13 protein-coding genes are annotated in these 14,476 nt (G+C 64.9%); 5 read left to right on the top strand and 8 right to left on the bottom strand.

What is annotated here, in order from left to right:
• Nucleotides 1-317: 317 nt before the first annotated feature.
• Nucleotides 318-1,592 carry a PQQ-dependent sugar dehydrogenase gene (locus tag IVA79_RS21270; RefSeq protein ID WP_247556281.1) on the top strand — a complete coding sequence of 425 codons (1,275 nt, stop codon included), beginning with the start codon at nt 318-320 and terminating at the stop codon, nt 1,590-1,592.
• Nucleotides 1,593-1,769: 177 nt separating this feature from the next.
• The gene (locus IVA79_RS21265) at nt 1,770-2,363 is read left to right on the top strand and encodes a c-type cytochrome (RefSeq protein ID WP_247556278.1); all 594 of its coding nucleotides are present in this window, start codon (nt 1,770-1,772) and stop codon (nt 2,361-2,363) included.
• A gap of 28 nt (nt 2,364-2,391) precedes the next feature.
• Here the strand turns inward: IVA79_RS21265 and panE are convergent, their stop codons facing one another.
• From panE to IVA79_RS21245, 4 genes are all read right to left on the bottom strand, one after another.
• Nucleotides 2,392-3,315 (bottom strand): 2-dehydropantoate 2-reductase, encoded by a 924-nt coding sequence (panE, locus tag IVA79_RS21260; RefSeq protein WP_247556276.1) that lies wholly within the window; start codon nt 3,313-3,315, stop codon nt 2,392-2,394.
• Between the two features lie 97 nt (nt 3,316-3,412).
• The gene (locus tag IVA79_RS21255; protein WP_247556274.1) at nt 3,413-4,021 is read right to left on the bottom strand and encodes a 2-hydroxychromene-2-carboxylate isomerase; all 609 of its coding nucleotides are present in this window, start codon (nt 4,019-4,021) and stop codon (nt 3,413-3,415) included.
• Between the two features lie 89 nt (nt 4,022-4,110).
• Nucleotides 4,111-5,460 (bottom strand): MATE family efflux transporter, encoded by a 1,350-nt coding sequence (locus IVA79_RS21250; protein WP_247556272.1) that lies wholly within the window; start codon nt 5,458-5,460, stop codon nt 4,111-4,113.
• Nucleotides 5,461-5,549: 89 nt separating this feature from the next.
• Entirely contained in the window at nt 5,550-6,146 is a 597-nt protein-coding gene (locus IVA79_RS21245) for a DUF2239 family protein (RefSeq protein WP_247556270.1), read from the bottom strand.
• A gap of 152 nt (nt 6,147-6,298) precedes the next feature.
• On the opposite strand from IVA79_RS21245, the gene IVA79_RS21240 reads away from it, so the two are divergent.
• A complete protein-coding gene (locus IVA79_RS21240) occupies nt 6,299-6,964 on the top strand; it encodes a glutathione S-transferase (RefSeq protein WP_247556268.1) in 666 nt (221 codons plus the stop codon).
• Nucleotides 6,965-7,025: 61 nt separating this feature from the next.
• On the opposite strand, the gene ggt is transcribed toward IVA79_RS21240, so the two are convergent.
• Nucleotides 7,026-8,777, bottom strand: coding sequence for a gamma-glutamyltransferase (ggt, locus tag IVA79_RS21235; RefSeq protein ID WP_247556266.1), 1,752 nt, complete (start codon nt 8,775-8,777; stop codon nt 7,026-7,028).
• A 100-nt stretch (nt 8,778-8,877) separates the two neighbouring features.
• Here ggt and IVA79_RS21230 point away from each other — a divergent pair, with 100 nt between their 5' ends.
• The gene (locus tag IVA79_RS21230; RefSeq protein ID WP_247556263.1) at nt 8,878-10,263 is read left to right on the top strand and encodes an MFS transporter; all 1,386 of its coding nucleotides are present in this window, start codon (nt 8,878-8,880) and stop codon (nt 10,261-10,263) included.
• A gap of 258 nt (nt 10,264-10,521) precedes the next feature.
• Here IVA79_RS21230 and gshB read toward each other — a convergent pair whose 3' ends face one another.
• Genes gshB through rsmI form a run of 3 tightly spaced genes read right to left on the bottom strand, consistent with a single transcriptional unit; the run spans nt 10,522 to nt 12,815 of the window.
• Complete coding sequence (gshB, locus tag IVA79_RS21225; protein WP_247556261.1) at nt 10,522-11,466, bottom strand: glutathione synthase; 945 nt, start codon at nt 11,464-11,466, stop codon at nt 10,522-10,524.
• Between the two features lie 10 nt (nt 11,467-11,476).
• Nucleotides 11,477-11,878, bottom strand: a complete 402-nt coding sequence (locus tag IVA79_RS21220) for a YraN family protein (RefSeq protein WP_247556259.1) — start codon at nt 11,876-11,878, stop codon at nt 11,477-11,479.
• On the bottom strand, nt 11,865-12,815 hold the full coding sequence (gene rsmI / locus IVA79_RS21215) for a 16S rRNA (cytidine(1402)-2'-O)-methyltransferase (protein WP_247556257.1): 951 nt from the start codon (nt 12,813-12,815) through the stop codon (nt 11,865-11,867). Before rsmI ends, IVA79_RS21220 begins: the two co-directional genes overlap by 14 nt.
• 339 nt (nt 12,816-13,154) lie before the next feature.
• On the opposite strand from rsmI, the gene IVA79_RS21210 reads away from it, so the two are divergent.
• Entirely contained in the window at nt 13,155-14,387 is a 1,233-nt protein-coding gene (locus IVA79_RS21210; RefSeq protein ID WP_247556255.1) for a penicillin-binding protein activator, read from the top strand.
• The last annotated feature ends 89 nt before the right edge of the window (nt 14,388-14,476 follow it).

Raw genomic sequence — 14,476 nt, 5'->3', positions numbered from 1 at the left:
AGCGCGCGTATGCCGTTCTACTGTGCATGGGGTTGTTTTCGCGTTTTATGTTGCCCGCCCTTTGTGCCTGCCTGCAAATGAGGCGCGCGCGGTTTTGATTCCGCGTTGCAGCGAGGGTTTTCGCGGCCTTCGCCCTCGTTGACATTCCGTCTCAATTTTTGCGCGGCGCAATCGCGGTGGATGCGCCGCGCTTCTCACCGCTCGCAGATGTGCTAACCTTTTTGCGTCTGTCGTGCCGACGGACCCAAAACTTCGCCTCTCGACTAGCAGAATAAAATAAATCGCAGCCCTGACGGCTGCCTTAGGGGAGTGACGCGATGACATCGATGTTCCATCGATCCGTGTTGGTGCTTGCGGCCGTGGCCCTCTTTGCGGGGACCAGCGCCGGCAATGCGCAGCAGCAGGACAAGAACAGGGCACTGAAGAAATACGAATCCGGCACCAAGGAGTTCTGGACCCATCCGCCGGATGACTGGTTCCTGGGCGATGAGACCGAGGCACAGAAGGGCCTCGCGCCGCCCTCGGGTCCACCGACCGGCGCCTCCGATGCCGAGCTCGCCAACATCATCAAGAAGATCAAGCTGCCGGCGGGATTCAAGATCGAGGTCTATGCTTCGGGCGTGCTGGCCGCGCGGCAGATGGCCTGGGGTGACAAGGGCACGCTGTTCGTCGGTTCGTTCGGCCTCGGCAACGTCTATGCCATCAAGGACAACAACGGAAAGAAGGAGGTCAAGACCGTCCTCAAGGGCCTGAACATGCCCACCGGTCTCGCCTTCAAGGACGGCGCGCTCTACGTCATCGCCGTCGACAAGCTGATCCGCTACGACAACGCGGAGGCCAATCTCGACAAGCTCGGTGATGGCAAGGTCGTCTATGACGACATGCCGTCCTATGCCGCGCATGGCTGGAAATACATCGCGGTCGACAAGGACGGCTGGTTCTTCCTGCCGTTCGGACCGCCCTTCAACGTCGGCATCCCGCCGACCAGCGTGTCGCAGATCCGGCGGGTCGATCCGAAGACCGGCAATGCCGAAATCTGGGCACTCGGCGTTCGCAACTCGGTCGGCGGCGACGTCGATCCGCGCACCGGCAAGCTCTGGTTCACCGAGAATGCCCGCGACTGGATCAGCGATGATCTTCCCTCAGACAAGCTGAACATGATCAACAGGATCGGCGAGCACTTCGGCTATCCCTACTGCCATCAAGGCAATTTGCTGGATGACAAGTTCGCGATGGGCCACAAGTGCTCCGAGTTCACGCCGCCTGTGCTGAATCTCGGTGCGCATGTCGCGCCGCTCGGCATGAAGTTCTACACCGGCAGCCAATTCCCGGCCGAGTACAAGAACAACATCCTGATCGCGGAGCACGGCTCCTGGAACAGGCACAAATATCAGGGCGCGCGCATCGTGCGCGTGATCGTCGGGCCCGACGGCAAGAACCCCAAGCAGGAGATCTTCGCCTCCGGCTGGCTCGAGGGTGATCAAGGCTATCTCGGCCGTCCCAACGACATCCTGCTCGACAAGGATGGCTCGATCCTCGTTGCCGATGACTGGGCCGGCGCGATCTACCGCATCAGCTACAGCAAGAAGTAGCGCACACACGATAGGAGGCTGCGGTGGCCGGAAGCTGCCGCAGCCTTTTGCTTTTAGGTCGATGTCGTTACGGATCACGCGTCGGTGTGAGTCCGGAACCCATAGCCGCAAATCGAGGTTATGGGCTGCGGAGGCCTCTTGGGAGGGATGACGCGCTTGTCAGATCGGGATTCAATCATGCGCCGCCAGTTTTCCTCGTATGTCGTCGGCGCGCTTTCGCTCGCAGCGCTCGCATTCGTCCCAGCTCGGGCCGCTGACAATTCTGCGATCAAGGAGAAGGCTTCGGCCTGCTCCGGATGTCATGGCGAGAACGGCATTTCGCAGATGGAGAACGTCCCCTCGCTCGCCGGTCAGCCCGATCAGTTCGTCCAGTGGCAGCTCGTGTTCTTCCGCGCAGGCTCGCGCAAGAACGACCAGATGCAGCCGATCGTCGAGGAGATCACCAACGAGGACATCCGCAATTTCGGCGCCTATTTCGCCTCGTTGCCGCCGCCGAAGGGCTCGGACGACGACGACCCGGATTTGTCCAAGAAAGGCGCGCAGGTCGCAGCAGGCCGCCGCTGCGCCTCATGCCACACGGACAGCTATGCCGGCACCAAGGCGGTTGCGAGGCTTGCGGGTCAACGCGAGGAATATCTCGTCAAGGCGCTGCGCGACTACAAGGCCGGCCAGCGCGTCGGCGGTGGCGTTGCCGCGATGGCCGATGTCGCCTATCACATGAGCGAAGAGGAAATCACGGCCGTCTCGCACTATCTCGCGCATTTGAAATAGTGCTGAGCTGCTACGGCGGAGTGTGCGCCTACCCCGCCCGCTGCTTCTCATACGCCTTCAAATGCGTGTAGGCGATGCGCAGCTTCGGCACCGGCACCTTGGCAGCGTCAGCACGCGTGATGAGGTCGCCGATGACGTGGTCGGCCTCGACCGGCAGGCCCGCCTTGACGTCGCGGAACATCGAAGCGGTCATCGGTGAGCCTTCGGTGGTGAGCAGACCCTTGACGCGCTCGAAGAACGGCCCGCCCGGCGGATAGCCCGACGCGGCGGCGATCGCGCTGGTCTCATCCAACATGCCGAGCAGGAAATCCCGACCGCCGGGAGCGGCGAGGATGTTGCCGACGGAGGTCCGCATCAGGCTGGTGGATGCCGCGAGCGAGGACAGGAACACCCACTTCTCCCACATGTCCTGCATGATGTTCTGACTGGCGGCGGCCCCCGTGATGCCGCTCTTGAAGGCCTCGTCGATCGCCTTGACGCGATCCGACAGCTTGCCGTCGCGTTCGCCGTAATTGATCGACTGCATCGGTTGGAGCTGCACAACCTCGCGCTTCTCGTTCAAGGTCGCGGCGATGGCACAGAGGCCGCCGAGCACGCGCTCCTTGCCGAACTTGGCATCCAGCGTGTCGAGATGCTTCATGCCGTTCAGCATCGGGATGATCGCGGTATCAGGCCCGACCGCCGCGGCAAACGATTTGATGGCGTCGTCGAGATCGAACGCCTTGCAGCTCAGGAGCACGACGTCGAACTTGTCCTTGAGCGCGTCGGCCTGCACGGTCGGCGGATTCTTCAAGGTCACATCGCCGTTCGGGCTCTTGATGACGAGCCCGGCGCTGACGAGCTCGCTGGCCCGGCGCGGCCGGACCAGGAAGGTGACGTCGCGGCCGGCCTGCAACAGCCTTCCACCAAAATAGCCGCCGATGGCGCCGGCGCCGACCACGAGGATACGCATGGAGTGCTCCGTTCTATTCCTGGCGAATGGCGAATAGGGAGTAGCGAATAGTAGGTACGATTTCCACTCGCTATTCGCTATTCGCCATTCGCGCGATTCACTTTCCCGACACCATCTCCTCGACCTCGCGCAGCTGCTCCTTGCCGAAGAACATTTCGCTGCCGACGAAGAAGGTCGGCGAGCCGAACGCGCCGCGGGCCACGGCCTCCTCGGTGTTCTTCATCAGCTTGCCCTTCACCTCGGGCTCCCCGGCGCGGGCAAACAGCTTCTGAGCATCGAGGCCGGAGGACGCCAGCGCCTTCGCCGCGGTTTCGGGATCGTCCATCTTCTTCGGCTCGCGCCACATGTGGTGGAAGGCGGCCTCGACATAGGGCTCGAACACGCCCTCGAGCTGCGCCGCGATCGCCGCGCGCATCAGGTTCAGCGTGTTGACCGGGAAAAACGGATTCATGACGTAAGGCTGGACCTTGAAGCGCTTGATGAAGCGCTCGGTCTCGATCGCGTGGAACTCGCGCTTGTTCTTGATGCCGGCGAGGGTCTCGGCCGGCGACTTGTTGTTGGTCGCTTTGAAGATGCCGCCGAGCAGGATCGGGACGTATTCGAACTTGAGGCCAATGCGCTGCTCGATCGCCGGAATCGCCAGATGGCTGAGATAAGCGTTCGGGCTGCCGAAATCGAACAGGAATTGCGGGGCGGTGCGGGTCAAATTCGATCTCCCTGACTTCTCTTCCGCTCATTTTGGCGCAGCATACGCCACAGGTCCACCGTTTAATGACGATCGTAATACCTAGGCGGTCAGACCAACCGTTCGATCGCTCGCCTGCGCCACATCAGGACGTAATAGCCCATCTGCAAAACAAACATGGCGCAGAACACGATGGGATAGGCGGCCCATACGCCCGCAAGGCCGACGCTGCGGCTCAGGATCACCGCGGCAGGCAGCTCGATCGCGACAATTGCGAAGATCGAGAGCAGCATCGGCGTCAACGCGGTGCCGGCCGCGCGCATGGCGCCGGAGAACACCGTGGCGAGGCCAAACGGCACCGAGCTCCACAGCGCGATGTCGAGCAGGCCTTTCGCCAGATCGAGCACGGCGACGTCGGTGATGAAGATGCCGAGAATGGCGCGCGGGGCGAGATAGATCAGCGCCACCAGCCCGCCGGTCAGGACGAGGTTGAAGGCGAGGCCGGTCCGCACGATGCCATTGAGCCGGGCTCTGTCGCCGCTGCCAACCGCCTGCGCACCGAGGATCGAGACCGCGATCGAAATCGACATCGCCGTGAACTGCGTGTAGCCCATCACCTGGTTGACGGCACCATAGGCCGCAGTGGCGTCCGACCCAAAGCCGTTGACGAGACCGAGCAAGACCAGCTCCGCGATCGCCATCACCACCATGCCGATGGCGCTCGGCAAGCCGATGCCGAGAATCTTTCCGAGCATGCCGCCGTCGAGCCGCAGCTGACGCAGCAGCGCCGCATCCGGTGCGAGCGCGTGCTTCTTCCGCCGCAGATAGAGGGCCAGAACGATCAACGTGATCGCGTTCGAGATCGCTGCTGCCCAAGCCGGACTGGTGATGCCGGCCGCCGGCAATCCGAACGACCCGCGGATCAGCAGCGGCGTCAGGATCAGGCCGATCGCGGTCGACAGTGCCAGCGCCAGCAGCGGCGTGAGCGCATCGCCGACGCCGCGGACCATTGCCGTCATCAGCAGGAAGACGAAGCCGAGCGGCATGGTGAGCAGCATGATCCGCGCATAGGCGCTGGCAGGAGCGAGAATGTCCGCGGGCGTCGCGAGCGCCATCATCAGTTGACGGCTGCAGAGCCCGCCGATCAGCGCAACCGAGATGGAGAGCAGAAGGCCGATCGCAAGCGTCGTGCCCGCGACGCTTCTGATCTTGTCGTGCTCGCGTGCGCCAAAGGCCTGACCGATCAATACGGTCGCGCCGGTGCTCAGCCCCATGACGAAGGCGAACAGGAAGAACATCACCGGAAAGAACACCGAGACGGCCGCCAGCGCGTCGACGCCGAGCATCTGACCGAGGTAGACGTTGCTGACGGTGCCGAACAGCGATTGCAGCGCGTTGCCCAGCATCAGCGGGGCCAGGAAGCGGAGGAATGTCGTCCAGAGCGGTTTGGTGGCGGGCATGGATGTGTCTTTCATCAAGGCATGCGAAGCCGCTGCCGCGCAAGGTGCACGGCTCGGCCGTCGATGGAGTTGAGCGAAGGGCCGCGCGGTTAAGCGCGGTCGCTGTAGGCGAGCTTGACGATGTGGTCGCGGATATCGGTCGGCCAGTCCGCGATCAGTCCGGTGAAGCGGCGCCGGTCATCCGCGAACAGCGCCCGCGAGGCTTCCTCGAACTGCGGCAGGTTGCCGGCCATGGTCGACATGAAGTGATAGGCCGCCTCGCGCGCCTGCCGCTCGCGGTCCTTGTCGCCGCTCGCGCGCCTGGCCTCGTCAACGAGCTTGCGCAACGCGACGGAGGCGCCGCCTGGCTGCGCACCGAGCCATTCCCAATGCCGCGGCAGCAGCGTCACCTCGCGCGCGACCACGCCGAGCTTCGGCCGGCCGCGGCCGCGCGGCTCGCTTGGTGCCGTGCTCTCCTCGACCGGCGGCGGGACAAGCTTGGCCAAGCGCGCCAGCACCTCGCGATCCCCGCCGCGCAGATCGAAGTCGATCGATCGGCCCGTGGCGTCCTCGAAGATGATGATGGGCTCGTCCGGCCGTGGTGCCACCCGCTTGACGACGAGTGCGACTTCCCCGGCCGGCCCGGACACCAGACGGCGCGGCCCCTGGAAAGCGGTGAAAATCTTCTGCATTGGAATCATTGCCATATTGACGACGTTGGGCTCTTTAATACCCGGGTAAAACACCATCGTCAATATACCCGGGTGAAAATATCCGCGCCGACGGCTCGACATTGCGTTCCCGGGCTGGCACGAACGGCGCGGCCAACCGACCACGCCTATCCCTGGGGACCTCGCCGATGCTGATCGTTCACCACCTCAACAATTCCCGCTCGCAGCGCGTGCTGTGGCTGCTCGAAGAGTTGGGCGTGCCCTACGAGATCGTGCGCTATCAGCGCCAGCCGGACATGCGCGCGCCGAAGGAGCTGCGCGCCATTCATCCGCTCGGCAAGTCGCCCGTCATCACCGATAACGGCAATACCATCGCCGAGTCAGGCGCGATCATCGAATACATCATCGCAACCTACGGCAACGGCCGCCTGATCCCACCGCCGAACACGCCGGAGCGGCTGCGCTTCACCTATTGGCTGCATTACGCCGAAGGATCCGCGATGCAGCCCTTGCTGCTGAAGCTCCTGTTCACGCTGATGCCGAAGCGCGCGCCCGCATTGCTTCGTCCGCTGGTGCGCAAGGTCTCGAACACGGCGCTGACCACGCTGGTCAACCCGCAGCTCAAGCAGCACATGGATTACTGGGAGGGCGAGCTCGGCAAGAGCGAGTGGTTCGCCGGCACCGAGTTTACCGCGGCGGACATCCAGATGAGTTTTCCAGTGGAAGCGGCGCAAGCGCGCGGCGGGCTCGAGCAGGGCCATCCCAAGGCGATGGCATTCCTCGAGCGCATCCATGCGCGGCCGGCCTATGCGCGTGCGCTGGAAAAGGGCGGGCCGTATCAGGTGGGGCGGTAAGCCACTCTCCCGTCATTCCGGGGGCACGCGAAGCGTGAACCCGGAATCTCGTGCCATAATTTTACTGCCCCGCGGCCTCCGCGCCGCGCGTGCGCAGATCGGGCGCGCCAAGCGGCCCGTTCGGAGTCACGAGGATCGAATTGGCCGATGTCTGCCCCATCGGCTCCACGACGAGATGGCCCATTGCCTTCAGGCCGACCAGCACGTCGTCGGGAAGGCCGCGCTCGATGCGCACCTCGTCCGGCAGCCATTGATGATGCAGCCGCGGCGTCGCAACGGCGGCGGCGACGTCCATCTTGTAGTCGAGGACGTTCACGATCACCTGGAGCACCGTCGAGATGATGCGGCTGCCGCCGGGCGAGCCCGTCACCAGCACCGGCTTGCCGTCCCTCAGGACGATGGTCGGTGACATCGAGGACAACGGCCGCTTGCCGGGTCCGGGCAGATTGGCCTCGAAGCCGACGAGGCCGTAGGCATTGGAAGCGCCGACCGCTGCGGTGAAGTCGTCGAGTTCGTTGTTGAGCAGCACGCCGGTGCCGTCGGCGACAAGGCCGACGCCATAGCTGAAGTTCAACGTATAGGTGTTGCTGACGGCGTTGCCGCGGCCGTCGACGACGGAGAAATGCGTGGTGTTGCTGCCCTCGCGCGGCGAGGGGCCCGCGGAAGCCAGGTCCTTCGACGGCGTGGCGCGATCGGCGGAGATGCTCGCGCGCAGCTTGGCGGCGTAGTCCTTGGCGGTCAGCTTCTCGATCGGTGCGTTGACGAAGGCGGGATCGCCGAGATGGCGCGCGCGGTCCGCATAGGCGCGCTTCATGGCTTCGATCAGCAGATGTAGCGACGCCGGCGAGCCCTGCTTCAAATCGGCGAGCTGAAAGCCTTCGAGGATGTTGAGGGTCTCCACCAGCACGACGCCGCCGGACGAGGGCAGCGGCATCGATACGATGTCGTAGCCGCGATAGGTGCCGTGCACCGGGGCGCGGATCACCGCCTGATAGGATTTCAGGTCGGCCGGCGTCATGATGCCGCCGGCGTCAGTCACGGCCTTGGCGAGCTTTTCCGCAACCGGCCCCTCATAGAAGCCGCGCGGCCCCTGTGCAGCGACGGCTGACAGCGTTTCAGCGAGATCGCCCTGCACCAGCTTGTCGCCTTCACTGATCGGCGTGCCATCCGGCCGCGAGAAGATTTTTGCCGAAGATGGCCAGCGTACCAGCCGCCGGTGCCAGCCCGGCAGCGTGTCGGCCATGTCGTCGCTGACGACGAAGCCATCGCGGGCGAGCGCAATCGCAGGCTCGATCAATTGCGCCAGCGTGAACTGGCCCGAGCCGTATTTCTCCAAAGCCAGTGCGAGACCTGCGACAGTGCCGGGCACGCCGATGCCAAGCGCGGAATCCCGTGATTTCGCTACGTCCGGCTTGCCGTCGGGTCCGAGGAAAATTTGTGGCGTGGTCGCAGCTGGCGCGGTCTCGCGATAATCGATCGTGATGTCTTCATTGCGGTCAGCGGAATGGATCACCATAAAACCGCCGCCGCCGATATTGCCGGCGCGCGGATAGGTCACGGCCATCGCAAAGCCGGTCGCGACCGCTGCATCGACGGCATTGCCGCCGTGCCGCAGGATCTCGGCTCCGATTTGCGCCGATATCTTCTCCTGCGCGACCACCATGCCGTGTTCGGCGGCGATGGCGCGCACCGCGTCGCGCGCGGGCGGGACATAGCCCGGCCGCGCATCCTGTGCCGCCGCGGGCGCAAGGCCGAGCGCCAGCGTGGCGATGACGGCCAAGAAGGCCCGCCGTGTCGAATATGACGACATCATCAAATTTCCGTCGCACGCTCGGGCCAGTTCACACCCGTCGCGGCAATGCTATACGGTTTGCCTCAAGACAGGCAAAACTGTTCGTGATGAGGACTGCGTGATGACGACGATCGCCCCAGACGCGCGCATGGCCGGCGTGCTGCGAACCTACCCGCCGCGCGCCGCTGTCGTCAGCTGGATCTTCTTCGATTGGGCCGCGCAGCCATATTTCACGCTGATCACGACCTTCGTGTTCGCGCCCTATTTCGCCACCAGCGTCGCGCCAAATCCCGCCGCCGGCCAATCGCTGTGGGGCTTTGCGATGGCAGCCGCGGGTCTCGCCATCGCGCTGCTGTCGCCGGTGCTCGGGGCCATCGCGGATGCTTCGGGCCGCAGGAAGCCATGGATTGCGGGATTCGGCGCGGTGCTCGTGCTGGCATCCTGCACGCTGTGGATCGGCAAGCCTGGCGATCACGCCATCATTCCGCCGCTGCTCACCGCGGTCGCGCTCGCCAGCGTCGGGGCGGAATTCGCCACGCTGTTCAACAATGCCATGATGCCGACGTTGGTGCCGCCGGAACGTATTGGACGGCTTTCCGGCACCGGCTGGGCGACCGGCTATGTCGGTGGCATCGTCAGTCTGATCATCGTGCTCGGTCTCCTCGCCGCCAATCCCGAGACCGGCCGGACATTGCTGGGCCTTTCGCCATTGTTCGGGCTCGATCCGGTCAGCCGTCAGGGCGATCGCATTGTCGGGCCGCTGACCGGGCTGTGGTTCGTGATCTTCGTGACGCCGCTATTCCTATTCACGCCCGACTATCCGGCGAAGCGCCCGCTGCGCGAGGCCTTGCGCGAAGGACTGTCGGAGCTGAAGCAATCGATCAGAAGCCTGCCGCAGCAGCAGTCGCTCGCGGCCTTCCTGCTCGCCAACATGATCTACACCGACGGTCTGGTGTCGCTGTTCGCCTTTGGCGGCATCTATGCCGCGGGCACCTTCGGCTGGCACACGATCCAGATCGGCACCTTCGGCATCATGCTCGCGATCGCCGGCGCGTTTGGTGCATGGTTCGGCGGCAAACTCGATGATCGTCTCGGGCCGAAGCGTGTCATTGCCGGCAGCATGCTGGTGCTGCTGCTGTCGGTGGCCGCAATCCTTCTGGTCGACAAGGACAGTGTGTTGTTCGTCAAGGTCGCGCCGCCGCTGTCGGGCGCGGGCTTGTTCTCGAGCGCTGCGGAGCGCGCCTATCTCCTGCTGGGCTGCCTCATCGGCGCGGCCGGTGGCCCACTCCAGGCGGCGTCACGGACGCTGCTGATCCGCCTCGCACCGAAGGACCGCATCGCCCAGTATTTCGGCCTGTTCGCGCTGACCGGAAAGGTGACGTCCTTCATCGGACCGCTGCTGATCGGCATAATCACGGCCGTGACCGCAAGCCAGAAGGCCGGCATGGCCGTGCTGGTCGTGTTCTTCGTCACGGGATTGGCGCTGTTGATGCGGGTGCGGGAGTAACAAAACTCCGGTGGCGTTCCTGCGAACCGCAGGGATCCAAACCGCGTGATCTCTCGGTTGGGAAAGGTGTAAGTATCAACGAGGAGTCTTCGCCAAACCACGCCCTGTCGCTATCGCGACGAGCGCAAGCGCTCGTACGTGCGGAGGTCCCGGATCGGCGCTCCGCCGGGGACAACGCTACGCGTTGCCAAGAGCTGCGCTTGTGCGGGACGAGGGCGGGGAGAGATTGCGGGCTCCGGACGCAATCATTACCGGCGTCTACTTCTCCCGCTTCTGCTCGATCACGTCCCAGATCTTCGCCGCAACATCAGGACCGCCTAGCTTTGCAATGGCGCGGATGCCGGTCGGTGAGGTCACGTTGATCTCGGTGAGGCTTCCGTTGATAACGTCGATGCCCACGAACAACAGGCCGCGCTCGCGCAGGGCCGGGCCGACGGTGGCGCAGATCTCGCGCTCGCGCGGGGTGAGCTCGGTCTCCTGCGCCGCGCCGCCGCGCACCATGTTGGAGCGGAGGTCGTCGGTGGCCGGTACGCGGTTCACCGCGCCGGCGAACTCGCCGTTGACCAGAATGATGCGCTTGTCGCCGTGCTTCACCTCGGGGATGAACTGCTGGATCACCCAGGGCTCCCTGAAGGTGACCGAGAACATGTCGAACAGCGAGCCGAAATTCATGTCCTGCGGCATCACGCGGAACACCGCCGCGCCGCCATGGCCGTGCAGCGGCTTCATCACCACGGCGCCATGCTTGTCGCGAAACGCGTTGATCTCGTCGAGGTCGCGCGAGATCAGCGTCGGCGGCATCAGCTGGGGAAAATTCATCACGAACAGCTTTTCCGGCGCGTTGCGCACCGAGGCCGGGTCGTTGACCACCAGCGTCTTGGGATGGATGCGCTCCAGGAAGTGCGTCGAGGTGATGTAGGCGAGGTCGAACGGCGGATCCTGGCGCAGCAGCACCACGTCAAAACCGTTGAGCGCCTCGCGCCTGGGCTCGCCGAGCGTGAAGTGGTTGCCGGGTTCGTCGCGCACGGTCAGGAGCTGAACCGGAGCGACGATCTCCTCCCCGACCATCGAGAGCTTGTCGGGCGTGTAATAGGACAGGCCATGGCCGCGCTTCTGCGCCTCCAGAAGCAGCGCGAAGGTGGAATCGCCCTTGATGTTGATGCGGGCGATGGGGTCCATCTGGACGGCGACGTTCAATTTCATGGTCTGCCTTTCAGGTCGAGGCGTCGAATGCCGCCAACACATGGCGCGGAAGTGAGCGCGGCGCAATCAGCATGGCATCGAATCGCAATTCGAATTCGGCATGCTCGGGATGCGCTACGAGCCAGCCTTGCGCGGCGTCGATGATGCGCTGCTGCTGGCGCGGCGTCACCGCGAAAGCGGCGTCGTCCAGTGTCGTCCGCGCCTTGACCTCGACGAACGCGATCAGATTGCGGCGGCGCGCCACGATGTCGATCTCGCCATGGGGGGTGCGATAGCGCTTGGCGAGGATGCGATAGCCCTTCGCCATGAGGTAGGCGGCGGCACGGCTCTCGGCCGAGATGCCGGTGCGGAATGCGGCGATGCGCTCGGGCGAGGCAACCTTTGGTTCCCTCGGGATCTCAATCTTCGCCATCGCCGCCCCGAAAATCTTTTGCAAGCTCGAGCGCGCGGGCATAGACCTCGCGGCGCGGCCGGCCCGAGAGCGCGACGGCATGCGCGACAGCGTCCTTCACGCTGTGCGTGGCAAGCTGTTCGCGCAAGAGATCGTCCAGCGCATCCGGTGTCAGCACCTCGGCGTCATCAGCTGGCGGAGCGATCACCAGCACGAATTCGCCGCGCGTTTCCAACGCATCAGCATCGCGCGCGAGATCGGCCAGCTTCGCGCGCGAAATTTCCTCATGCAGCTTCGTCAGTTCGCGGCAGATGGCGGCCTCGCGCGTGCCCATGATCTCGGCGAGTTCAGTGAGCGTATCCTGCACACGGTTGCCGGATTCGAACATCACCAGCGTCGCATCGATGCGGGCGAGCTCGGTGAGGCGCGCGCGGCGCGCGGCGGATTTCGCCGGCAAAAAACCCTCGAAGAAGAAGCGGTCGGTCGGCAGCGCCGCGACCGACAAGGCGGCGAGCACCGAGGACGGGCCCGGCAGAGCATACACCGCATGGCCGGCGGCACAGACCTCGCGCACCAGTTTGAAGCCGGGATCGGAGACCAGCGGCGTGCCGGCGTCGGAGACCAGCGCAATCGAGCCGCCCTGTCCCAGCGCCTCCAGGATCTTTGGGCGCGCGGCTTCCGCATTGTGTTCGTGATATTGCTTGAGCGTTGCCGTGATGGCGTAGCGCTCGGTCAGGCGCCGTGTGATGCGGGTGTCTTCGCAGGCGATGACATCGACGCCGGCGAGAGTCTGGAGCGCACGCAGCGTGATGTCGCCGAGATTGCCGATCGGGGTCGCGACCAGATGCAGGCCCGGAGCCGCCTTCGGCGCCGCCAGCCGGTGGGCATCGATAGAGAAACCGCGCGAGGCGGCGTCTTGAGCTTCAAGCGTATTTATCGGGGCCGGCTTTGCGCGCATAATGGGGTCAACTTAGGCACGATCCGCGGGGCTGGGAACCGGCTCGCCGAAAAAGATCGTGCCGAGGTGAGGGGCGAGGAACGGACGGGAATGTGATCAATCGGGATCACGTCGAGAGTGAGGGAGGGGGCTCGCGCCATATTCGCGACGGAAACGCCGCCTTGATGCTGCGTAAGTGACGGCGAACAGCTGACGGGACGGGGAGGTGGCTGCGTTAAGCGGCTATTATCCTTTTGTTTTGGTTAACTATTTGCCGACAATATGCCTGAATCCGCGGCTTGTGTCGTGGAAAGAGTGTCGTGACCGGCCGGCGAGAGGCGGGTCAGAAGAGAAGCTGCCATGGTGGGCCCGCGTTATCCAAAGTCTCCCGTTCCGGGGTCCCTGATGTCAGGGGCGACCCGAAGGAGCGCGCTCGGCCTGTTGCTCGGGGCGCCCCTGCTGTCGGCCTGTGCCGGCGTGCAGCAGAGTCTCAGCCAGTTCTCCAACCCGTTCTCGAGCTCCGCACCGCCGGCCCAACCAGCTGGCCCGCCGCAGCAGGCCACGACCGCCGGCACCGGCGGCGTCAAGGTCGCCGTGATCCTGCCGCTCTCGGCCGCCGGCAATGCCGGCCTGGCCGCGCAGTCCATGCGCAACGCCGCCGAGATGGCGCTGGCCGAGTTCCAGAACCCGAACATCCAGCTCTTGATCAAGGACGACAATGGCAGCCCGCAAGGCGCGCAGGCCAGCGCGCAGCAGGCGGTCGACGAGGGCGCCGAGATCATCTTGGGGCCGCTGTTCGCACAATCGGTGCCGGCCGTGGCGCAGGTCGCGCGGACGCGCGGCATCTCGGTGATCGCCTTCTCGACCGATTCCAGCATCGCCGGCCGCGGCGTCTATCTGCTCAGCTTCCTGCCGGAGTCCGACGTCAATCGCATCGTCGATTATTCCGCCAGCATCGGAAAGCGCTCCGTCGCCGTGCTCGTGCCCGACAACGCCTATGGCAATGTCGTCGAAGCCGCCGTGAAGGCGGCGGTGCCGCGGCGTGGCGGGCGCATCGTCGCCTTCGAGAAATACGGCGCCGATCGCGCCACGCCGGCGCGCACGGTGGCGCAGCAGCTCGGCAGCGCGGATGCGTTGTTCATGGCCGATGATGGCGACGCCGTCGTGTCGGTGGCGGACGCCATGACCGCCGCGGGCGCGAATTTGCGCAACATCCAGCTGCTCGGCACCGGCCTGTGGGACAGTCCGCGCGTCTATGCCAGCGCCGCCTTGCAAGGCGGTCTCTATGCCGCGCCGGACCCGGCCGGTTTCCGCGCATTCTCCGGCCGCTATCGCACCAAATACGGCGCCGAGCCGATCCGCACCGCGACGCTCGCCTATGACGCGGTCGCCCTCGTCGCCGCGCTCGCGCGCACGCAAGGTACGACGCGCTTCTCGCCCGATGTGCTCACCAACCCCTCGGGCTTTGCCGGCATCGACGGCCTGTTCCGCTTCCGCGCCGACGGCACCAATGAGCGTGGCCTCGCGGTGATGAAGGTGGCGCAGGGCGGCGGCGTTGCGGTCGCGGGCTCGCCGAAGAGTTTTGGGGCATAGCTTCGGGCGACGGCGCCGTAGTAGGGTGGGCAAAGGCGCGACCGCGCCGTGCCCACCATCTCTCTCGATCGCGAAAAATGCGTGGGCAC

Origin of the sequence: Bradyrhizobium sp. 138, assembly GCF_023074075.1 — a bacterium.
Lineage (GTDB): Bacteria > Pseudomonadota > Alphaproteobacteria > Rhizobiales > Xanthobacteraceae > Bradyrhizobium.
The sequence above is the reverse complement of the archived record's forward strand: the minus strand, read 5'-3'. Positions and strand labels throughout refer to the sequence as shown.